The following is a 21,060-nucleotide window of genomic DNA, read 5'->3' as shown; positions in this document are numbered from 1 at the left end:
ATAAACTGCAGGTTCGGTTTCAACTCTTCGGTCAGTAGGAAACCTTGCAACAGATCCACCGCGTCAACGGTCACAGTCTGCAAGTGATCCAATCTGACCTCTCAACACAGGACATCCCTACAAGTTATTGTGCTCATTATTTTCACTTTTAGCACATTACTAAGAGCTTGCAATTTTACCTTCGTTTTAGACAGCCTCTTGCCCCAGAATACACCTCACCTATTGCCTACTCAAATTGCTCACAAAGTTGATTCACTAAGGCTTCTGCATCTGCCGATGTCAGGTCACGACCTTTGATTTTCAGCCGCAATTCACCCGATGCGACTTCTGCCCAGACCTCTCCTCCGCCTTTCAATGATCTCTTTGGGAGGCGTAGAACTTCTGTCGGGCGACCGCCTCGGCTTTTGCTCTGAGACGCATCCGACGAGTCAGTCATTGCTTTTTCAAGGACGCCCCACTCTGCCTTTGCATCCAGCGGACCTACCCCTGCCAAAGCGTCGCGAAGTACCGCTTGCGCCCCACTTCGAATGGCCGATGCCAGCTTTAGACCCGCCTTCTCTGACAAGGCGACCGGGTGCTGGAGAAGGTCGCCGAGGCTTTCATGAACCATTGCAAAGCTGCGGACCTTTGATCGCTTTGCTTTTGACGCAGCAGCGAACAGCACATCAACAGCCGCTTCGGTCGACGGGAAAACCCCCTGCCCTGCCGCCAGTACTGCTATGCGTCCTCTCTCATACGGCGTGAGATTGGCGCGCAGCTCATTCTCTTCGACCATAGAGACATAGGCCCCCTGACCCGTCCCCGCGTTGCGAACAAAAGCTGGGATTTCGGCGAACCGAGAATCCGTGCCCGCCAGCCGTCGGAACGCTTCAAGCCGTCGAAATCCCGAAATCAGACCGAAGCCATCCCCTTCGGGAGTAACTTCGATCGGTGTTCTCAGCCCATTGACGCGAAGGGATTCCAGAAGCTCTGCCATGGCTTCTTCATCTTCGACCATGCGGTCACGTCGGATGAAATCTGCGTCTATCTGGTCAAGTGGCAGCATCTGGGCCACCAACCCGGCCTCTTGTGCATCCCGCCACCGTGCAGCATCGCCCTGGTCCTGAGCCAGCGCAACACGGTCTGTGACAGCAGCCATCCCCCCAAGCGATGCTGCCTCGGCTGCGACTTGGGCGATGGGTGGTGGAGTGGATTTGGTCTCAAACGGGCTAACTGAGGGTTTCGCCGCGAAACCGGCCTCCAACTGTTCAAGCGCCTCTGTATCTGGTGCAATCAGTCTTCTACGTTTAGCCATCTGCCTGTCCTCCCATCTGCGCATCGCGCCACCAGCAACCGATCAGAACTTCTTTGAATTCGGCATAGGTTCTGTCGAAAGTCTCACGTCCGCGCACATATGTCTCGCGGTTGAAGTCGCGATAATCCGCTTCGTAAATGCCGTTCACTTGCTCACCCGCCTGCCCGACCAGCGCTGTATAGTCTTGCCTGTAGGCATTCATGAAATCCCCGAAATATGCCTGAATGACATTTGCCATATCGGTCTGCTGGCTCGCGTCAAACCGCGTGATGATCGCGCGTACTACATCCCATTCGAACTTCAGTTCCGGTAAACCCGCCGCACGTTGCGCTGCGTTCTCACCATCTTCGATGCTGGCGAATGTCGTATAGAGCATATCGAAAAAACGACCTGTGGAATCGAATTCCAGGAACGAAGCCCCCAGCGGCACCAACAAAATGTCCGCCGCAGCCAGCGCATTGATCGTTAGGTACCCAAGAGCAGGAGGCGTATCGAGGAAGACAACGTCATAGTCATTCAAAACGCCTTCATCCTGAAGGAAGTTCGTCAGACCGTCCCACAAAGGCCAGCTTCTCAGGCCCATACGCCAGACGGGGATCTGGAACTCGGCCCAATATAGGTTCAGCTGCGCGCCGATCAGATCGATATTGGGCCAATGCGTTTTTTGAATCACGTCCTGAGGCGTGGTTTTCAAAGCTTCCTGAAGAGTCTCATCCAGAGGAATTTCGGGCTGTACCGCAGCCGAGCGCACGCGATTTTCCTCCTGCACCGCGCGCGCATAGTCTTTGGCGACCAGAGGAAAGACGGTTTGCCACTCATCAGCAACCTGGCCTCCGAGTATGGATGTCATCGAACCTTGGCTATCAAGGTCGATAACTAACACCTTATACCCATCCAGGGCAGCGGACATCGCCAGATGCGCGGCGGTGGATGTTTTACCAACACCGCCTTTGAAATTGGCCACTGCTACAACCTTGGCCGGCAGGCCTTCGGGTCGGTAGGGCAGGTATTCCTTGGTGCTTACACCTTCCGCCGCAAAGTGCTTGCGCAGCGTCAGGACATCTTCAAGGGTGAACCACTTAGAGCCTGCCTCACCTTCGCCTTGTGGCAAATCTGGGTTCGCTTTTAAAACACGGCGCAGATGTGCCGGAGCAACCGGAATTAGATATTTTGTGATTTCCCAAATTGAAAATCGGCGCAGTCGCTTCTCGCCATCCGGGGCATAGCCTCTGCGGGCAAGGTCTTCGCGTCCTTTTGCACAAAAAGCCGCTGCTTTTGCGAATCGAGATGTGCCGATAGGATTGGGCAACTTCGTCGCTGCGATTTCCGGATCGAGGTTCAAATATGGGGGCAGGGGAGGTTGGTTGGTTTTGCTCACTGTCGATGCCTCAGAAAATGTTCGTCTTTGCGACGTATATCGGGAAATGTAGCGAACATTGTTGGCGATGACTATCCTCTTCCCGTATTTTTTCCACAGTTGATTGTAGCTAGAAGCGGTTTCGTGGCGAAACCACTCAAAATCAAAGAAAATCGACACAAAAAACGTTTTAGTATTTTAGAAGTTTTAGAATCTTTACTGAGTAGAAATGTAGTGAAAACAATGAAATAGATACACTTGAGTGCCCACTTACGGTTCTAAAGGAACCATTTTACGGGATCAAAGGTATCTGTTTACGGTACATCAGGTGCCAAGGATCAGGAAGTAGGGGACTGATTCTCGGGATACTGAAAATCTGCGGAAAAGAGACACTAATTAGATGGGTTTTCTCGCTGAGGACCGGGGACGAAGTCGGGATCGGACTCGGATTGATTCAATTTCTGTGGATAACTTGCGTGCATGATTCTTAAGGTACCTGAATACGGGATTGCCTTCATCCTGTGTTTGGGTACCCAAAAACTATTGAAGAAAAGGTACCTTATGTGTCAGGCTTCTGCAAAATGAGCAGCCGGGCAGAATCATGCCGGATACACAATTGAACATGGATCAGCTTTCGGGCGCTTTGCGTCGAGAGACTGTTAAGAAAAATGTCGCAGCGATACACATCAGCGGCAAACTTTCTCTGTTACAGAGAAAGCTTTCGAATGTTTTGTTGATGAACGCCTATGATGCCCTGACGACCGCGCAGTCCCACACGATTGATGCGCGAACGCTTGCTATGATGGTTGGGTACAATTCCAACGACTTTGACACTCTTCGAGCCAGCCTGCGGGCATTGGCGGAAACAGTTGCGGAGTGGGACATGCTGGATGAGCAGGGGCGCCAGGAATGGGGCGTTTCATCCCTGCTGAGTTTTGCCAAACTGAAGGGAGGAGTTTGCGAGTATTCATACTCACCCGCCTTGGCGCAAAAACTGTACGATCCGAAGATCTATGCGCTGATCAACGTGCAGATACAGCGAAATTTCAGTTCCGGGCATGGGCTTGCTTTGTATGAAAACTGCTACCGATTTGTGCGGACAGGGTCGACTGGTTGGTGGCCCCTGGACGTGTTCCGTAAGCTGATGGGTGTTGATGGCAGCGACTACTACGCCAGTTTCAAACATCTCAACGCAAAGATCATCAAACCAGCGGTCACGGAGGTGAACAAAAGCTCGGATATTTTGATCGAGCCCGAGTTTCAAAAGAAAGGTCGAACCGTCACCGACATCCGTTTTCTGATCAAAGGCAATCCGCAAAAGGCGATGTTTGAGATCGACGATAGTGATGGGGTGCGCAATCTCGCAGTGTACAAAACGCTGAGGAAGCAGGGTGTGTCAGATCGCTTAGCGCGGCAATGGATCGCGGAGCACGGCGAAGATTATGTCCAGAAGAAGCTCGATTACGTAAAAGGGCAGGGCGGTGTAAAATCGACTGTCGGATACTTGTCGGCTGCTCTGCGGGATGACTACGAAGATCCGAAAGACATTCCAACACCAGAGCCCACTCCCGAAGCCATCGAGGCAGCGCGAAAACGGGTCGCAGAAAAAGCCTCAGAAGAAAAGGCATATGCTGCCCGAACAGCTGAAAGGCAGGCAAGGGCGCGCAAACTTGCCATCGTGGAAGACCTGGTTTCGCGGCGAAACCCTACACAACGAGATGCAGACAAGCGGTTGTTCTTAGCAGGTTTGGACAATGATCTAGACCGAGAGCATTTTCGATCTCATGGCTGGCGTTCAGGCTTGAACGCCACTGCTATCTTCGATTTCTGGGAAGATCTTGAGCCAGAGGCATTCAACGTTTGAATTTTGGCAACTGACGGAAACATAGGCCAGTTTCTGTAGTGGTCAAAATGTGCTAAAATAGACTGTTATGATTGGAGCGTGCCGCGAGTTAAGTGTGGTAGGAAGGTTCGCTTGCACGCCATTTTGGGATGCCTCCGACGTCACTGGAATCGATGCGCAGTTTAGCTTGCCAGGGGTTGTTTCGCAAACAACGTCTTCATAGAGAAGAGCGGTGCAAGTGCATCTGGCATTCGAGACGCGAACTGGATCCAGAAGCGGTTCGGCTGCTCAACCAACACCCAAACGAACAGGCCTAGATATCTCAACAACACAATCGAGCAAGATTACGGATTCATCAAACGGCGCGTGCGGTAAATTTGCGGGTTTAAGTCTTTCAGATCGGCTTCAGCCACACTGGATGAAATAGAGGTAGCCAACATGATCCGGGCGAAACAATTCTCTAGCGAAAAAATCTCCGGCTTTCGGGTATTCGCTGAAATCTAGGGATAGCAGAATCTACCATGGCGCTGGCTCTGGGCGATCAACTCATTCGCGTCATAGTCCAGGCACGCCTTGGTCGCACCAACGCGATTGGTTCCGACTTTACGACCAATCCTACCATGTGTTCTCTAAATGTTCCGGATTAGTCTCAATAACGTCCAAAAAATAGCCAAGCTGCACGTTTTTTAACTTTTTTGTTGCCGAAACCGGTTTCGGTACGAACAAATAGCATGAATGACCGCGAATCTTTCATATCCACCGCGTGACCAGTCAGGTAACGCAACCGTCACGGGCCGGGTGAAACTGGACGAATTGGCGGCGCATCTGGGTTTGTCCAAAAGCACGGTTTCACGCGCGCTCAACGGGTATCCAGATATTTCTTCGGCGACGCGCGCACGGGTTGAAAAAGCGGCTCGGGTGTTGGGATATCGACCGCTCAGCCATGCGCAGGCGATCCGAACAGGACAAGTTCGTGCGATAGCTATGGTTATCAACAGCGAGGAGCCGGATCAGCACAATCCCTTCTTGCAGGATTTTCTGGCCGGAGCTTGCGCAGCGGCAAGTAGCCTCGACTGGACCATGACAATTTCCACGGCGACCTCCGAAAAAGACACATTGAAGGTGCTGAGCCGCCTCTACGAGGAACGGAAGGCCGACGGATTCATTCTCCCGCGGACAGCGGTTAAGGATGCACGTATTGGCCTGCTGCGCAGTCTTGGTGTACCTCATATCCTGTATGGGCGCACCGGCTATGGACAACCAAACAACTGGGACGAGACTTCGTGGTTCGACATTGCCGGGGAAAGCGCGATGCGTAACGCCGTTTTGCGATTGAGCGATTTGGGGCATACACGCATAGGCTTTGTCGGCAGCGATCCCAAGTTCAACTACGCGCATTTACGCCGTGACGGTTATGCCGAAGGTTTGCACGCTGCTGGTCTGCCCTTGGATCCGGATCTGATCCAAGACGGTGCGCGCACGCGTGAAGATGGCGCGGCGCAGGGACGGGTGCTGATGGCCTTGGATCAACCTCCAACGGCGATTGTCTTTGCGACTGATCTGGCCGCGTTGGGCTTCTGCGCAGATGCGCAGGATCAGGGGTTCGAGATCGGGCGCGACATCTCGGTGATTGGGTACGACGGTATTCCGGAGTGCCGTTACGCGCGCCCTGCACTGACGACATTTTCCGTCGATTCTCGTGCGGCCGGCGAACGGCTGGCGACCCTACTGATAAGGCAAATCCGTGGCGAAGCGGCTGCAGACTTGCGAGAGCTGGCCGAGGCCAACCTGATCGAAGGTGACTCTGACGGGCCACCAAATCTGACGTCAAACGAATTGGCGCGTAAACTAAACCATCTGACGTGAACATAACCGGGGAGGACACCGATGAAACTAACACCCAAAGCTGCGAAGCTGATGCTTGGCTCGTCACTTGCGCTGGCGCTGACAGCGCTATCCGTGCAGGCCGATACGATCCGTTTTTGGACCACCGAGGAGCAACCTGAACGTCTGGCCAAACAGCAAGAGATGGCGGACCAGTTTAAAGCCGAAACCGGTACCACGGTTGAGGTGATCCCGGTCACCGAAAGCGATTTGGGCACGCGCGCGACGGCCGCCTTTGCTGCGGGCGACCTGCCGGACGTTGTCTATCATACGCTGCAATATGCCCTGCCTTGGGCCGAGGCCGGTATTCTTGACACCGAAGCCGCGACTGAAGTGATCGAAGAACTGGGCGCTGACACTTTTGCCCCCGGTGCCTTGGCGATGGCTGCATTCAACGACGAAACCGCCTCGGTTCCGGTTGATGGCTGGACCCAGATGGTCGTTTACCGCAAGGACCTGTTCGAAGAGGCCGGTCTGGAAGCCCCCAACAGCTTTGCCGATATTCAGGCCGCGCTTGAGGCCCTACACAACCCGCCGGAAATGTACGGCTTTGTCTCGGCGACCAAGGTTGACGAGAACTTCATGAGCCAGGTGCTGGAACATGTCTTCCTCGCCAATGGCGTCTCGCCCGTTGGCCCCGACGGGTTCCAGCCGCTGGACGAAGCCAAGACCACTGAGGTTCTGGATTTCTACAAAGCAATCTCCAAGGCGTCGCCTCCGGGTGAACTTTTCTGGAAGCAATCGCGCGAGCTGTATTTCGACGGCAAGGCCGCAATGATCATCTGGTCGCCTTTCATCCTTGACGAACTGGCCGGTCTGCGTGACAGCGCCCCGCCAACCATCAATGACGACCCGACCTCGCGCGATCTGGCCAGCAAGACTGGCATCGTGACCAAACTGTCCGGCCCGTCGAATCCCGATGGTGCGGCCTGGGGGGATGTACGGTACTTCGGCATCACCAACGACGCCGATACCGATGCGGCGATGGAGTTCGTGAAATTCGCCATGGACGACGGCTACACCCAGACGCTGGCAATCGCGCCTGAGGGCAAGTTCCCGGTCCGTCGTGGCAATGCCGACAACCCGACCGCGTTCTCGGAAGCCTGGTCAGAGCTGCCTGTTGGTGTCGACCGCAAAGCGCCCCTGGGTGATCTGTACGAACAATCCATGATCGACGAGATCGTCGGCGGTCTGGATGTGGCGCAGCGCTGGGGCGTGGCCGAAGGCCAACTGGCGCTGGCATCGAAGATGATCAACAGCCAGGCCATAAACCGCGTCGTTCGCCAGTATATTGACGACGAAATCGACGCGGCCGCAGCCATTGCGGCGATGAACGAAGAGTTGGCCAAGGTTCAATAACCACCCGGCACCTGCAGCGGCGTGCGCGCCGCTGCCCCTAAACCCTTCGAGGTAACCCATGACTTCGGCCTCCCCACCGACAGGAACCGGGGCGTTAGCCAAACGCGAGGCGCGTCTGGCTTGGACGCTGCTGGCTCCGACCATCATCAGTGTATCGCTGGTTGTGATCCTGCCATTGCTGGCGATCTTCTGGATCAGCTTTAAACCCTTCACCCTGTCTGACCTGCGCCCGCCTGCACCGGTCGTGCGTGAAAGTCTGCGCGGATCGGGTGATGATCTGCGGATCGAATACCGCCTGCGCAACTCCAGTCAGGATATTGCGATCGATGGCGTGACAGTCCGGGATGTCCTGCCCGATGGCGTGACGCCAATTGGCGACGTTGCAGCCCCCTGCGTGCTGAACGGGAAAGAGCTGTTCTGCGACTTTGGTACGCTGGAAGGCGGCCAACGCGAGCGCATTCGCGTTCCCGTTGCGGTCGATGGCGACCCGGACGCCTTCGAAGATCTGGTTGAATGGTCTGAACCAACAGTCACCGGCAGCGGCCCTAGTGTCCTGACAAATTTCGAGTTCAGCCTCGAGAACTTCGCCCGTGTGTTTGACGGCGACGAGTTTTGGGGCGTGCTTTGGGTCACCCTGTTCTACACTGTCTTCGGCACCATCGGCGCGCTGGTCATGGGCCTGTTCGCCGCCCTTTTGCTGAACAAAAGCTTCCAGGGGCAGGGCATTATCCGGGGTCTTTACCTGTTTCCCTACGTTGCCCCCGTCATCGCCGTGGCCTTTACCTGGGTCACGCTGTTCGACCCCTTCTCGGGCTCGGCCAATGCGCTGCTGGTGCAGATGGGGCTGAGCAGCGAGCCGATCAACTTCTTCGGGGAACGCCCACTGGCGTTGATCATGGTCACCGTCTTTGAAATCTGGCGTTACTTCCCGCTGTCCTTCCTGTTCATTCTGGCGCGGATGCAGTCCATCGATTCCAGCATGTACGAAGCGGCGGATATGGATGGGGCCTCACCGTTCCAGAAGTTCTGGCTGCTGAGCATCCCGCAATTGCTGGGCATCCTGTCGGTCCTGTTCCTTCTGCGCTTCATTTGGACGTTCAACAAGTTCGACGACATCTTCCTGCTGACCGGCGGTAACGCGGGCACCCGCACGCTGACTGTGAATGTCTATGAACAGGCCTTTGCGGTGTCGAACATTGGGGCAGGCGCGGCTGTGGCCGTGGTGATCCTGATGTGCCTGATCGCCTTCAGCTTTGTCTTCTTCAAATTCATCAGCCGTGAGGAGGGTCTGTGATGCGTCAAGGGTATATCACCGGCCCAATCCTGGGCGCGCTGTGGCTGGTGGTGATTGCTACCACCATCGCGGTCACAATGTCCTTCGCCACTGGTGCGGCCTTCCGTCCGCAGGTTCTGCTGAGCCTGATCTGGGGCGCGTTGGCCGGTTTGGCGTATGTCCGCTTTCCCGTTCGTCATGCCACGGCGCGTCTGGGCGTGTCGGCCCTGTTGGGTCTGACCTGCCTGACCGGTTTTGGCCCGGTTCTGATCGGCTCGGACACAACTCTGCTGGCGTTATCGGCCACCGTGGTTTCGATCGCCGTGGTGATGCATCTTTCGATGGCTGAAATCCTGAAAGAGCTGCCCTTTGGCGAACTGACCCGTCACGAGTTCGAAGACGCCGTGATCCGGTTCTGTACCGGTTTCGGCTATATCTTCTTCACGGCCATCGTGGTCATCCCCTTCTACGTGATGGTGATGACCAGCTTGAAATCGCAGCAGGCGCTGTTGCAGAACCCGCTGGATTTCTCGCTGGATCTGGATCAGGGTTGGGCGCTATTCCGCAGCTATACGGAACTGTTCCGCGACTTCAATTTCGGCTCGTACCTGTGGACATCCTTCTACGTCTCGGTTCTGACGGTCTTCATCACACTGGCCTTCAGCATTCCGGGGGCCTATGCGGTCGCGCGGTTCCGGTTCAAAGGGCAAAAGGCGTTCTCGCGCTCGATCCTGCTGATCTACATGGTGCCGATGATCGTTCTGGCGCTGCCGATCTATATCGCCTTTTCGCTGACCGGCCTGCGCAACTCGATCCTAGGCATCGTCATGATCTACCCGGTCACCACGATCCCGGTCGCGCTGTACATGCTGCAGGGGTATTTCCGTGGACTCCCGACCGAGGTGGAAGAGGCTGGCTTGATGGATGGTCTCTCGCGCTTGGCGGTGATCTGGAAGATCACCCTGCCGCTCAGCCTGCCGGCGCTGGCTTCGGTGTCGCTCTATGTCTTCATGATCGCCTGGAACGAATTCCTACTGGCCTTCATGCTGCTGGATGATCCCTCGAAATTCACTCTAACCCGAGGCGTCACAATGCTGAACTCCTCGGAAATCCCTCGCCAACACCTCATGGCTGGCGCGGTGATTGCCACTGTTCCAATCATGGCCCTGTTCCTGGGGCTTGAACGTTTCATGACCAAAGGCCTGACGGCTGGCTCGGTCAAAGGATGACAGAAATGAACCACTTTACTTCGCCGACAGAGTCAGCACGCAATATCCTGATCGCCAATGATCGGGGTGGCTATACGATCCCGACCAGCGGGCTCTATCCCTACCAATGGAACTGGGACAGCGCGATCGCCGCGCTGGGCTTTGCCGAGTTCGATATCGACCGCGCCTGGACTGAGCTTGTGACGCTGTTCTCGGGCCAGTGGGAGGACGGCATGGTCCCCCACATCCTGTTCCACAAAACGGATCCGGGCTATTTCCCAGGACCGGATGTCTGGGGCGGCATCGGGCCGATTGCCTCCTCTGGCGTAACCCAGCCACCGCTGGCGGCTACCATGGCCCGGCGGGTATGGGAGAAAGACCGCGCGGCTGGTGAAGCCCGCCTCCGCGCCCTGTTCCCCGCTATGCTGGCCTGGCATCGGTGGTTCATGACATGGCGTCTCGATGACCACGGCGCGGTTTGCACCACCCACCCTTGGGAGGCTGGGCGCGACAATGCACCGGACTGGGACGACGCAATGGCGAGCATTGATGCCTCAGACGTGGGCGAATACCAGCGTCGCGACACTAGCCACGTCAACAGCGCCGACAGGCCCACCAAATACGACTATGACCGCTACATCAAACTGGTCCAGATTGGACGTGAAGCGGGCTGGGATCAGCAGCAATTGATGGAGAAGAACCCGTTCCGCGTCGCCGATCCGACGATGAGTTTCACAACTCTACGCGCCGCCCGCGATCTGCTGGCGATAAGTGAGGAGTTGGGGATCAGTGCCGAAGGCCTCGGTGAAGACGTAGACCGGCTCGAGGCAGGCGCAAAGTCACTGTGGAACGAGGCTTTGGGCACCTTTGATTCACGAAATGCGCATACGGGCAAATGGGCTGAAAGCGTCTCAAATGCGAGCTATCTGTGTTGGTATGCAGGCATTGAATCTCAGCAAATGTTGGACCGTTTGAAAACTGTTTTGACCACGGTCCCGCACCCAATCCCTAGCTATGATCACAAATCGCCCAAGTTTGACGAACGCCGATATTGGCGTGGGCCAACATGGGCGTTCATGAACATGCTGACGGGGTTCGGTCTGAAGGATATGGGCCACGGAGTTGAGGCCGAAGCACTACGCCTGAAAACCGGTCGTCTGATCGCTGGCCAGGGCTTTGCCGAATATTACGACCCGATTACCGGCAGTCCTGCCGGGGGCAACTCGTTCACATGGACCGCTGCCGTCTGGCTGCATTGGGCAGGGAGGAACTGATGGGCAGCATTGAGCTCAATTCCGTCGAAAAATGGTTCGGCGAAGTGCAGGTGATCAAAGGCATCGACCTAAAGATCGAAGAGGGTGAGTTCGTAGTCTTCGTAGGCCCGTCGGGCTGTGGTAAATCGACCCTGTTGCGGATGATCGGTGGGCTCGAGGACATCTCGCGCGGGTCACTTTTGATCAATGGGGATGACGTCACCGACAATCCGCCCTCTAAGCGCGGGCTGACCATGGTGTTCCAGTCCTACGCTCTTTATCCTCACCTGACGGTAGCCGAAAACATGGGGTTCTCGCTGAAAGTGGCGGGCGTATCCAAGGGTGAAATCGCCGAACGCGTGGGTAAAGCCGCCGAGGTGCTCAAGCTGGAACCTTATTTGGAGCGCAAACCTAAAGACCTGTCCGGTGGCCAGCGTCAGCGCGTGGCGATCGGTCGGTCTATTGTGCGTGACCCCACCGCATTCCTGTTCGATGAACCGCTGTCCAACCTAGACGCCGCTCTTAGGGTCGAGATGCGGTATGAGATTGCCAAGCTTCACCAGAGCCTGAACCGCACCATGATCTATGTGACTCATGATCAGGTCGAAGCGATGACACTGGCTGATCGTATCGTGGTGCTGGAATTCGGCAAGATTGCACAGGTCGGGACTCCACGCGAACTATACGAACGCCCCGCCAACCTGTTCGTGGCGCAGTTCATCGGCAGTCCAAAAATGAACGTTATTCCCTGCACCGTGTCTGGCGATCAGTTTCAGCTGGAGAACGGTGGAGGCGGCCCGTTTGATCGGACTGGTACAGCCACGATGCTGGGCATCCGCCCGGAACATATCAGTGTGGTCGAACCTGGCTCGGGTCACAGCGACGGAAAGGTCGAGGTGGTCGAGTATCTTGGCGCCGATATGTTCGTTATCGTCGATTGCGGGTTTGAAGAGAAGGTGACGGTTCGCCTTGGCGGGGACACGCAGATCAAAGCCGGAGCGCAAATCGGCTTGTATTTTGCACCCGAGAAACTGCAATTTTTCGATGCGGCGGGGCAGACAATCAGTCCCCGATGAACGGGTGTGACACTTTTGAGGTGGCTAGGGATGTGTCGCAAACTTATGGAACAGCCAGAGCCAGCGACTTACTGGACGCGTCTATCCTGCGATCTCGGCAAATAGCCGAAAACCAGCCGATGTGGAGCTGGAGAATTGCCACTTCAGGATCATGTTGGGGATCTCAATACCGTCCAATGCAGCCGAGGCAGATCGGAACGCGTACATGTGCCGTGTGCAACACTTTTTAAGGCGATGATCCTGCTCGACCACGCTGTTCAAACACTTGGCCCTGACCGTTTGGGTTTTGGCTGAGCAACCAAACTGATTGTGGATTTTGTTCACTTCTCAAATGCGCGCATAGCCATCATTGGCGAATACTCAATGACCCACCTCTTGAGAGTGCCGTGGTCTGACTGCACGCCGTTTGCGGCCATGAAATACTCAATGCCACGCAGAATACGGCAGAAAGAACTACAGGATGTGGAAAACGCCAGACCACGCGTGTTTGCATGTAGGGTCTGATAGTTTGCGACGCTTCCGTTAGATTGCACCTCGACCCGCATGGAGTTGCTGCTAAAAAGGATGGGGGAAGCCTATGCCCGGGTTCAGAACACGTAGCGCATCCCGAATTCGGTGTAGTTCTGGCTCAATGTAAGATCGGCCTTCCGGCTGTCACGGATGACAAGTTCTGCGTTGGGCAGATCGTTGGTTTTCGCGCGTTGTAGCGCGGTTTCCGGGTCAAATCCGTGCTTAATCCAGCGCTGCCGCAATCTGCTTTCGAGTTCTTCCAATGTGGGGCTGACAAAAACCGTTGCGGTGAAAACATCCTCCAACGTCGTCCACGGGTCGCTTTTCATCAAAAGGTAGTTTCCTTCCACAACTACGATCGGAGTTTCAGGGTGAACCGCAATTGCATTGGCGATGGCAAGGTCCATTTGGCGGTCGAACATGGGATGAAAGACTTCATGTCGCGCGGATTGCAGTGCCTTAATTGCCTTACAAAACCCAACTGCATCAAAGGTTTCCGGTGCACCTTTTTTGGCCCGTAAGCCGCGTGTTTCCAAAACGCGATTGTCCAAATGGTAGCCATCCATGGGTACCAGCGTGGCCGAAGGAACCGCGGACCTCTGTTGCGCGTTCAGCGATTGCACGACGGCTTCCGCTAAGGTCGACTTTCCGGATGCAGGGGGGCCGGCGATTGCAACAATCGTCCGAACCCCAACCTGCCTCCGGGAGGAGATCATGTCGCAAACTTGCTTTGCATCCTGTTCGATCACGCTGCGTCCTCTTTTGGGGGTTCCTTGGCACCAGTCATGAAGGCCACGGCGTCGGACATCGTATAATCCTTGGGGTCGATCGTACAAAGACGTTTGCCTAACCGGTGCACATGGATGCGATCGGCGACTTCGAAGACATGTGGCATGTTGTGGCTAATCAGGATGATCGGAATGCCACGCGCCCTTACGTCCTGGATCAGCTCAAGCACTTTGCGGCTTTCCTTCACGCCCAAAGCCGCCGTCGGTTCGTCCATGATGATGAACTTGGTCGCAAAGGCAGCTGCGCGCGCAACGGCAACGCCTTGGCGCTGGCCGCCGGATAGTGTCTCTACCGCCTGATTGATTGACTGCACGGTCATCAGCCCAAGCTCTGTCAGTTTTTCGCGGGCGAACTTTTCCATGGCAGGCCGATCCAGCTGACGCATGTATTTGCCCATGAATCCCTGTTTGCGAATCTCGCGCCCCATGAACATGTTGTCTGCAATCGACAGGGCAGGGGACATGGCAAGCTGCTGATAGACGATCTCGATCCCCATATTCCGGGCATCGATCGGCGAGGTGAAGTTGACCTTTTTGCCTTCTATGAGGATCTCGCCTTCGTCAGGGATCGTGGCACCGCAGATCGCCTTGACGATGGATGACTTGCCCGCGCCGTTGTCTCCGATCACCGCAAGGATTTCGCCTTGCCGCAGTTCAAAATCGGAATGGTCGATGGCGGTAACGTGGCCATAGCGCTTCACGATCCCGCGGCCTTGGACGACTGGAGTTGTGTCTGACATTAGCCCGATACCTTTCTGATCCACTGGTCGACTGCGACGGCTGCGATGATGAGGAGTCCGATAAGCAGGAAGGTCCACTGTGCGTCCGCGCCCAGAAGCCTGAGCCCCAGAGTAAACACGCCGACGATGAGAGCCCCGAACAGGGACCCCAGAATGGAGCCTCGTCCACCGAACAATGATATACCACCAATCACAACCGCAGTGATGCTTTCGATATTGGCCAATTGACCGGATGTTGGGGAAACCGACCCGATGCGCCCGATCAGCGCCCAGCCCGCAAAAGCACAGATCAGACCGGACAACATATATACGGACATCAGCGTTTTGTGCACGTTCACACCAGATAGCTCTGCGGCCTCAGGGTCGTCCCCCACCGCATAGACATGCCTACCCCAGGCCGTGTGTTTGAGCGCGTAAGCCAGCACGAAAATCAGAACGAGCATGAATATCACGCCAACCGTGAAGGTCGCGCCACCGACGCTGAATTTTGTTCCAAAGAATTGCAGGAACGGGGCGTTGGCCTCAATATCCTGACTGCGAATTGTTTCGTTTGCGGAATACAGGAAGTTTGTCGCCAGAACGATCTGCCACATGCCGAGCGTGACAATAAATGGTGGCAGCTTTACGCGACTGACCAGCCATCCATTGAGAGCCCCGATCAGGGTTCCCATTGCCAGCCCGCACATCACCGCAATGGGCACGGGGATGCCATAGCGGAAGGTGAACTGACCCATAATGACGGATGAAAACACCATGATTGCACCGACGCTTAGGTCGATGCCGGCAGTCAGAATGACAAGGCTTTGTGCCGCGGCCACGATGCCGACGATCTGAACCTGCTGCAGGATCAGCGTCATCGCAAAGGGTGAAAAGAATTTTGATCCCAGTAGCAGGCCGAAAATTATGATCGCGCCAACCAGAACGATCAAGGGCACAAAGGATGGATTGACGTGGAGAAGATGCTGCAACTTCCCCAGAACACCACGCCGGTGATCTTCAAACTCCGCAACGGTTTCTGACGCGTTGGCGGCGGTTTCGAATTCCTGGGCGTTTTGGTTTGCTTCAGACATATCTCCCCCTTTTCGTGGCTGGCATCGCGTCCACGAAATCAGTGTACAGGAAGTTTCGGTTTGCTGGTGAAAGGATTGATGAGGCGCTGCGGCGCGCCTCACCTAAAGAGCTGTCTTTAGCCCCAGCAGAGATCCAGGCCTTCTGCGACCGACAGCGACTCAACCCCATCAACTGGCTGGTCGGTGATGAGCGCTACGCCCGTGTCATAGAAGTCTTTGCCAGGTGTGTTTTCCGGCTTCACGCCCTCTTCGGCCCATTTCTTCACGGCCTCAACACCAAGCGACGCCATCAATAGCGGGTACTGCTGGCTTGTCGCACCGATCACACCGGCTTCGACGTTTTGGACACCGGGGCATCCGCCGTCGACCGAAACGATCAGCACATCGTTTTCACGCCCGATGGATTTCAGCGCCTCATAAGCGCCCGCAGCGGCCGGTTCGTTGATCGTGTGAACAACGTTGATGGATGGATCCTTGGCCAAAAGGTTTTCCATCGCGCGGCGGCCGCCTTCTTCGTTGCCGTCGGTTACGTCGCTGCCGACCAGACGCGCATCGGTTTCGTCACCGATGACATTCGGGTCCGCCAGGTCCACACCGAACCCGTCGAGGAAACCCTGATTGCGCAGAACGTCCACCGTCGGCTGACTGACGTTCAGATCCAGTGTCGCGATCTTGGCATCTGCTGCAGCGTCGCCCATTTTGGCCTTCGCCCATTGACCGATCAGCAGACCAGCCTTGTAGTTGTCCGTGGCGAAAGTCGCGTCCGCCGAGTCAATCGGACTCAACGGCGTATCCAGCGCAATGACCAGAACGCCTGCATCACGGGCCTGTTTGACCGCGGGAACGATCGAGCTGGTGTCGGATGCCGTCAGCAGAATGCCTTTTGCGCCATCGAGAATGCAGGTCTCAATAGCCTGGACCTGAGTTTCATGGTCGCCGTCAACCTTGCCGGCAAACGCCTTGAGTGTCATGCCCAGCTCTTCTGCCTTGGCGGTCGCACCTTCTTTCATCTTAACGAAGAAGGGGTTGGTATCGGTCTTGGTAATCAGGCAGACGGTTTCCCCGGCAGCGTGCGCAGATGCGGCAGCCAAAGTCAGCGCTGTGGCGGATGCGGCAATCTTAAATAGACTTCTCATTTAGTCTCCTCCCAGAAAATTGTTGTGGCCCCGCGCGAATTAGCGACAAGGCGCGCCTCCATCCTCCAATGAAGGTCTTGCTCAAGAAACCGTGATTCTAGCCTCTGTGTCAATAAATAAATAAAGTTTATTTATTAATTTGGCGGCGCATCTTTTCATAAGAAAACAAGGTGTTTATGTTTAGGGTAATGGAAAGAGAGGCGCTAAAAATACTAACCGGCGGGGTAAGCCAAAGCGGTGTTCGTGATCACAACGAACGCCTGATTCTGACGGTTTTACAACGGCATGGACCTGCTGCCGGGGCCGATGTCGCGCGACTGACGGGCCTGTCGCCGCAGACCGTTTCGATCATTCTGCGTAAGCTCGCAAAGGATGAGATTCTCAAACGTGGGACGCCGTTGAAGGGCAAAGTTGGGAAACCTTCGATCCCCATGGAATTCAATCCCGAAGGCATCCTGTCGGTGGGAATGAAGATCGGTCGCCGCAGCGCCGATCTTCTTTTGATCGACTTCACCGGTAAGCCACGCCAACAGCTCTCGACGACTTATGACTACCCGCTGCCCGAAGCTGTGTTCGGTTTTTTGGAGGAAGGATTGCAAGAGCTTCTGGCCAAAGAGCCCCAGAAGCTTCGCGACCGTGTATGCGGGATCGGGATCGGTACACCGTTCGAGCTGTGGAAATGGCACGACCTGTCTGGGCTTGCCGCTCAGAAATTCAAATCCTGGAGAAACGTGAACTTTTTTTCCGAAGTGGCCAAGTTCAGCGACCTGCCGGTTTTTGTGGTCAATGACGCGACGGCCGCGTGTCACGCCGAACATCTCTATGGCCGCGGGGCCGAGTATCGGGACTATTTTTATTTCTTCATCGGCTCAATGATTGGCGGAGGCGTTGCCTTGAATGGCACCGTATTTGAGGGCAACCAAGGCAACGCCGGTGCCTTGGGCGCCATGCGGACAACGGGTCCGTTGGGTGAAAGCCAGCAACTGATTGACACTGCATCGCTGTTTCTGCTCGAGGACAGGCTGATAGAAGCGGGTATTGATCCGGTAATTTTGTGGAAGAAGCCGCAGGATTGGAGCAGCATTTCTCGCTATGTCGAACCCTGGATCGGTACCACGGCACAAGAACTGGCCAAGGCTGCGCTGTCTATTTGCGCGGTCATAGATTTTGAGGCGATTTTCATTGACGGTGCATTCCCACCTGAGATTCGGGAAGAGCTTGTTGCACGGGTTCGTCGTTACCTGGCCAATCAAGACAAACGCGGTTTAATTCCTCCGGTTGTTGAAGCTGCAGCTGTTGGAGAAAATGCCCGCGGTATCGGAGCGGCAAGCAGCCCAATTTTCCGCCAGTTTCTATTGAACACCAATGCTGGACTTTCTGGGATGTAGCCAAAGATCAAGGGCGCAAGTTCCTAGTCTGGAAAGAGCTACTGATCCTCAATCTGGAGACACTACAACAGCCGCTTGGATACATTTGCGGTGCGACACCAATTTAGACAGGCGCGCGTCGGCTTTGGGCCATCCTCCCGAGGCAGCCCTTTCCATTGGATAAATACGCTGTAGTCGATTCAACCGCCGCAACCAGCCCGCAGACGCAGTTTGAGGTATTGCTTGTTTAAATGGTTCTGAGCCGCGTGATACGGACCTTCCCAGAGGGTTTGCAGATGGAAGGGGCGCGGCTTGAGGTAGATAATTGCACTGAGTCATTTATCCCGAGATCTCCTCAAAAAGGACACCAATTTACGATTTCGCTGAGAGTGCCTATTCGATGGGAGGGATGGCTAAGGCAAAAAACCGTTCGGCACTCCGAACTTCAATGAATCTACGCTGATACCTGTCAATGAATGCAGAAAAGCAATCAGGTTTTGAATTTCCAACTCTGTGAGTTGGATCGGAACAATGTCACTTTTGTTGCGTTGACGTTCCATTTCATAGTCGTCCTCCCAAACTATGAAATCGGTTTTCTGCAACCAAGGCACCTCGGGCAATGCAGCCATTTCAGGACTCCAGTTGTCCAGGCTTGCCTGCGGATTCAAGTGATGGCGAATGACGCTTTCAAGATCGGGGAAGGCACCATTGTGACCGTAGGGCGCGGTCAGGGCAACGTTGCGCAACATAGGGGTGCGGAACCTATAGGCATCCTCTAGGCGGTTGCTTTCACCCATGCGGCCGACATCTCGGACGAAGGGATCCCACTGCCGGGTGCGGCCTGGTCCAAAGGGCGGCAAACCCAAAGCATGGAACTTCTGATCTGACATGAGAGGTCCGGCGTGGCAGCTTGAGCAGCGGGCTTTGCCGTAGAAAAGCTTCATCCCATCCAATTGGGCTGGCGAAAGGGCATTCGTGTCACCCGCGAGGTAGTGGTCAAACGGGCTGTCGGTGCTCCGCCACTCGATCGCCATGAAAGCGGCGAGAGCGTTGGCGACTTGCGTGATCGTGATGTCTTCTGTCGTCTCGACCTCATCAAACGCGGCGACGACGGCAGGGCCATAGCGTGGATCGGTGCGGACGCGTTTTGCCAGAATAGGCCAGCCTTTGTCCATCCGATCATGCACCGCGCCAGTGACCTCGTTCTCGGCCACATTGCCCGCCATCTCGAATTGTGAGGTCAAGGGAAACAGAGCCTGCGCTGCCAGTAGTGAATTCAGGCCCTCGGGCAGCCACTCCTGCGCTGGGGAATTGAAGCCGTTGCCGTAGACGTCTGAAATACTCAGTCTGCCGTCGTGAAAGACTGTGTGAATTTCCTTAGCCCCAAGGTTCCACAGGCCCGGAGAATTGCGAGGGATGCGTTTGCGTATTCTGTCTGCTCCGGTGCCGGGTGTGCGGTCCGGCCCCAAACCCCGTCCGCCTTCTCCTATGCCCAGTGACAACCCGTCCGAGGTGCCGAAATCCGGGTGGTGACAATGGGCGCAGCTGATGTTCTGGTTACCCGACAGGATCGGGTCGTAAAACAGTTGATGACCAACGGCAGCCTGTTCCATATCAAATGGGATAAAGTCATCATCGGTGAGCGGGCGCGGCAAATCTTGTGCCGCAGCGGCCCCAACCCAGAAGAGAGCAACCAACCCATGCGTCAGCTTGTTTTTGCCCTTTGCATATTTGCGTCTCCGGCTCTGGCGGAACTGGAGCAAGCCCGCGATATGATGGAAGCCGGACAGTTTGAAGCCGCGCGCAAGGAGCTTCTTCCAGCCGCGCGCTCGGGCAACGCCGAGGCTGAGGAGTTGATCGGCGTGATGTACGGGCTGGGTCTCGGGGTCGAGCAGGATTACGAGCGGGCCTTTGAATGGTATCTGCGCGCCTCGATGAAAGGCCACCCGGGGGCGCAGTCGGGCGTAGGCTGGTACTATGAATTGGGTCTGGGTATGCCTGCGCCCGATCTGGTGCGCGCATACATGTGGTACACGCTCAGCGCCATTGGCGGCGACCCCGACGCGGCGATCAGCCTTGAGGAAGTGGTCAAAAAAATGTCGCCGGAGCAGATCGAAAGAGCGCATGTTTTGGTCAATGATTACAAAGGGTGGATGTACCCTTTTAGGTAACAGGTCAAACCCGCAACGGTTTCGCAAACCGCTTCGGGGCGTTTGTATCAGGGTCGATAATTGGGCCTGAGGAGTATTGGCAAACAAAAGCCCGTCGCGGGCTGTCGGTTGTGTTAGCACCTGAACTGTGGAGCGTGAGGCTGGAAAATGCCACTATAGTGCCCGCCTTGCAGGTCATCGGAGTGCCTGTTTCCGTGCCGAAATATCCGTTGAGTTCGTTGCTGTCGTTCTGCCATTCGTGCGGGTCCAGTCCCGGTTCGGCGTCCAGGTCACGCGGCAGGATGTAGACGCACCCGTTCTCCTCGGTTGCATCGTCTACTGCGATCCAGATGGTCAGATAAGGTGTGTGGTCAAAGCCGACATAGGCCCCGTCCTGATGCCAAGCAAAACTCGCACCTTTGCCCGCGCCTTTGACGACAAACTGTTCGTTAAAAAGCATCGGTTCTTCGATCCCGCAAACACTGGTAATCTCGGCGATTTTTTTGCCCAGCAGGAAGTTCTCCAGCGACGGAAACTCGGCATGACGATGGCGCAGAAAGCGGCGTGCGTCTCCCAGCCCGATTTTGTGCACGTTGCCGCCGCCATCGTGGGCAGGCTCTTCCAGTAGCGTGTCGCAGGTGCTGCGCAGCATCTGCAGGTCTTCCGGGCTGAGTGCATTTTCGAACACGAGGTAACCTTGGCGGCGAAATGCATCGGTTTGGTCGAGCATAAGGGTTTCTCCGGCGAGGGGG

17 protein-coding genes and 1 pseudogene are annotated in these 21,060 nt (G+C 55.7%); 10 read left to right on the top strand and 8 right to left on the bottom strand.

Annotation, left to right across the window (positions count from 1 at the left end; all coding sequences use genetic code 11):
- Positions 1-226 precede the first annotated feature (226 nt).
- Complete coding sequence (locus J7394_RS04265; RefSeq protein ID WP_209251185.1) at positions 227-1,294, bottom strand: ParB N-terminal domain-containing protein; 1,068 nt, start codon at positions 1,292-1,294, stop codon at positions 227-229.
- Positions 1,287-2,672 carry an AAA family ATPase gene (locus J7394_RS04260; protein WP_209251240.1) on the bottom strand — a complete coding sequence of 462 codons (1,386 nt, stop codon included), beginning with the start codon at positions 2,670-2,672 and terminating at the stop codon, positions 1,287-1,289. Before J7394_RS04260 ends, J7394_RS04265 begins: the two co-directional genes overlap by 8 nt.
- 580 nt (positions 2,673-3,252) lie before the next feature.
- Between J7394_RS04260 and J7394_RS04255 the strand changes: the two genes are divergently transcribed.
- The 7 genes from J7394_RS04255 to J7394_RS04225 all read left to right on the top strand — a co-directional run bounded on the left by J7394_RS04255 (position 3,253) and on the right by J7394_RS04225 (position 12,547).
- Positions 3,253-4,515, top strand: coding sequence for a replication initiation protein (locus J7394_RS04255; protein ID WP_209251183.1), 1,263 nt, complete (start codon positions 3,253-3,255; stop codon positions 4,513-4,515).
- Between the two features lie 714 nt (positions 4,516-5,229).
- Positions 5,230-6,360 (top strand): LacI family DNA-binding transcriptional regulator, encoded by a 1,131-nt coding sequence (locus J7394_RS04250; protein WP_209251181.1) that lies wholly within the window; start codon positions 5,230-5,232, stop codon positions 6,358-6,360.
- A gap of 21 nt (positions 6,361-6,381) precedes the next feature.
- Positions 6,382-7,737: an ABC transporter substrate-binding protein gene (locus J7394_RS04245; RefSeq protein WP_209251179.1), complete on the top strand. Its 1,356-nt coding sequence runs from the start codon at positions 6,382-6,384 to the stop codon at positions 7,735-7,737.
- Between the two features lie 58 nt (positions 7,738-7,795).
- Positions 7,796-9,031 (top strand): carbohydrate ABC transporter permease, encoded by a 1,236-nt coding sequence (locus J7394_RS04240; RefSeq protein ID WP_209251177.1) that lies wholly within the window; start codon positions 7,796-7,798, stop codon positions 9,029-9,031.
- Positions 9,031-10,239 carry a carbohydrate ABC transporter permease gene (locus tag J7394_RS04235; protein WP_209251176.1) on the top strand — a complete coding sequence of 403 codons (1,209 nt, stop codon included), beginning with the start codon at positions 9,031-9,033 and terminating at the stop codon, positions 10,237-10,239. Before J7394_RS04240 ends, J7394_RS04235 begins: the two co-directional genes overlap by 1 nt.
- Positions 10,240-10,244: 5 nt before the next feature.
- The gene (locus tag J7394_RS04230; RefSeq protein ID WP_371811932.1) at positions 10,245-11,492 is read left to right on the top strand and encodes a hypothetical protein; all 1,248 of its coding nucleotides are present in this window, start codon (positions 10,245-10,247) and stop codon (positions 11,490-11,492) included.
- Positions 11,492-12,547: an ABC transporter ATP-binding protein gene (locus tag J7394_RS04225; RefSeq protein ID WP_209251174.1), complete on the top strand. Its 1,056-nt coding sequence runs from the start codon at positions 11,492-11,494 to the stop codon at positions 12,545-12,547. The genes J7394_RS04230 and J7394_RS04225 overlap by 1 nt, the downstream gene beginning before the upstream one ends.
- Before the next feature lie 587 nt (positions 12,548-13,134).
- Here the strand turns inward: J7394_RS04225 and J7394_RS22860 are convergent.
- From J7394_RS22860 to J7394_RS04205, 4 genes are all read right to left on the bottom strand, one after another.
- A complete protein-coding gene (locus tag J7394_RS22860; RefSeq protein ID WP_247748034.1) occupies positions 13,135-13,479 on the bottom strand; it encodes a hypothetical protein in 345 nt (114 codons plus the stop codon).
- A 323-nt stretch (positions 13,480-13,802) separates the two neighbouring features.
- A complete protein-coding gene (locus tag J7394_RS04215) occupies positions 13,803-14,585 on the bottom strand; it encodes an ATP-binding cassette domain-containing protein (protein WP_170429655.1) in 783 nt (260 codons plus the stop codon).
- Positions 14,585-15,655 (bottom strand): ABC transporter permease, encoded by a 1,071-nt coding sequence (locus J7394_RS04210; RefSeq protein ID WP_209251173.1) that lies wholly within the window; start codon positions 15,653-15,655, stop codon positions 14,585-14,587. Before J7394_RS04210 ends, J7394_RS04215 begins: the two co-directional genes overlap by 1 nt.
- Positions 15,656-15,771: 116 nt before the next feature.
- Positions 15,772-16,791 (bottom strand): sugar ABC transporter substrate-binding protein, encoded by a 1,020-nt coding sequence (locus J7394_RS04205; RefSeq protein WP_209251172.1) that lies wholly within the window; start codon positions 16,789-16,791, stop codon positions 15,772-15,774.
- 176 nt (positions 16,792-16,967) lie between these two features.
- Between J7394_RS04205 and J7394_RS23110 the strand changes: the two are divergent.
- Together J7394_RS23110 and J7394_RS04200 are read left to right on the top strand one after the other, a co-directional pair.
- Positions 16,968-17,165: pseudogene (locus J7394_RS23110) on the top strand (winged helix-turn-helix domain-containing protein); the annotation flags it as partial.
- Between the two features lie 57 nt (positions 17,166-17,222).
- Complete coding sequence (locus J7394_RS04200; RefSeq protein ID WP_371811940.1) at positions 17,223-18,179, top strand: ROK family protein; 957 nt, start codon at positions 17,223-17,225, stop codon at positions 18,177-18,179.
- Positions 18,180-18,571: 392 nt separating this feature from the next.
- Here J7394_RS04200 and J7394_RS04195 read toward each other — a convergent pair whose 3' ends face one another.
- Positions 18,572-19,813 carry a cytochrome-c peroxidase gene (locus J7394_RS04195; protein ID WP_209251171.1) on the bottom strand — a complete coding sequence of 414 codons (1,242 nt, stop codon included), beginning with the start codon at positions 19,811-19,813 and terminating at the stop codon, positions 18,572-18,574.
- 45 nt (positions 19,814-19,858) lie between these two features.
- Here J7394_RS04195 and J7394_RS04190 point away from each other — a divergent pair, with 45 nt between their 5' ends.
- On the top strand, positions 19,859-20,329 hold the full coding sequence (locus J7394_RS04190) for a tetratricopeptide repeat protein (protein WP_209251170.1): 471 nt from the start codon (positions 19,859-19,861) through the stop codon (positions 20,327-20,329).
- A 4-nt stretch (positions 20,330-20,333) separates the two neighbouring features.
- Here J7394_RS04190 and J7394_RS04185 read toward each other — a convergent pair whose 3' ends face one another.
- Complete coding sequence (locus J7394_RS04185) at positions 20,334-21,038, bottom strand: phytanoyl-CoA dioxygenase family protein (RefSeq protein WP_209251169.1); 705 nt, start codon at positions 21,036-21,038, stop codon at positions 20,334-20,336.
- Between the last annotated feature and the right edge of the window lie 22 nt (positions 21,039-21,060).

Source organism: Ruegeria sp. R13_0 (genome assembly GCF_017743995.1).
Taxonomy (GTDB): Bacteria; Pseudomonadota; Alphaproteobacteria; order Rhodobacterales; family Rhodobacteraceae; genus Ruegeria.
Note: the sequence above shows the minus strand (reverse complement) of the source record. Positions and strands in the feature narration are given on the sequence as shown.

Coding starts and splice junctions, on each gene's coding strand:
- J7394_RS04265 (WP_209251185.1), bottom strand. CDS start 1,294: ATGGCTAAACGTAGAAGACTGATTGCACCAGATACAGAGGCGCTTGAA.
- J7394_RS04255 (WP_209251183.1), top strand. CDS start 3,253: ATGCCGGATACACAATTGAACATGGATCAGCTTTCGGGCGCTTTGCGT.
- J7394_RS04250 (WP_209251181.1), top strand. CDS start 5,230: ATGACCGCGAATCTTTCATATCCACCGCGTGACCAGTCAGGTAACGCA.
- J7394_RS04245 (WP_209251179.1), top strand. CDS start 6,382: ATGAAACTAACACCCAAAGCTGCGAAGCTGATGCTTGGCTCGTCACTT.
- J7394_RS04240 (WP_209251177.1), top strand. CDS start 7,796: ATGACTTCGGCCTCCCCACCGACAGGAACCGGGGCGTTAGCCAAACGC.
- J7394_RS04235 (WP_209251176.1), top strand. CDS start 9,031: ATGCGTCAAGGGTATATCACCGGCCCAATCCTGGGCGCGCTGTGGCTG.
- J7394_RS04230 (WP_371811932.1), top strand. CDS start 10,245: ATGAACCACTTTACTTCGCCGACAGAGTCAGCACGCAATATCCTGATC.
- J7394_RS04225 (WP_209251174.1), top strand. CDS start 11,492: ATGGGCAGCATTGAGCTCAATTCCGTCGAAAAATGGTTCGGCGAAGTG.
- J7394_RS22860 (WP_247748034.1), bottom strand. CDS start 13,479: ATGTTCGACCGCCAAATGGACCTTGCCATCGCCAATGCAATTGCGGTT.
- J7394_RS04215 (WP_170429655.1), bottom strand. CDS start 14,585: ATGTCAGACACAACTCCAGTCGTCCAAGGCCGCGGGATCGTGAAGCGC.
- J7394_RS04210 (WP_209251173.1), bottom strand. CDS start 15,655: ATGTCTGAAGCAAACCAAAACGCCCAGGAATTCGAAACCGCCGCCAAC.
- J7394_RS04205 (WP_209251172.1), bottom strand. CDS start 16,791: ATGAGAAGTCTATTTAAGATTGCCGCATCCGCCACAGCGCTGACTTTG.
- J7394_RS04200 (WP_371811940.1), top strand. CDS start 17,223: ATGGAATTCAATCCCGAAGGCATCCTGTCGGTGGGAATGAAGATCGGT.
- J7394_RS04190 (WP_209251170.1), top strand. CDS start 19,859: ATGCGTCAGCTTGTTTTTGCCCTTTGCATATTTGCGTCTCCGGCTCTG.
- J7394_RS04185 (WP_209251169.1), bottom strand. CDS start 21,038: ATGCTCGACCAAACCGATGCATTTCGCCGCCAAGGTTACCTCGTGTTC.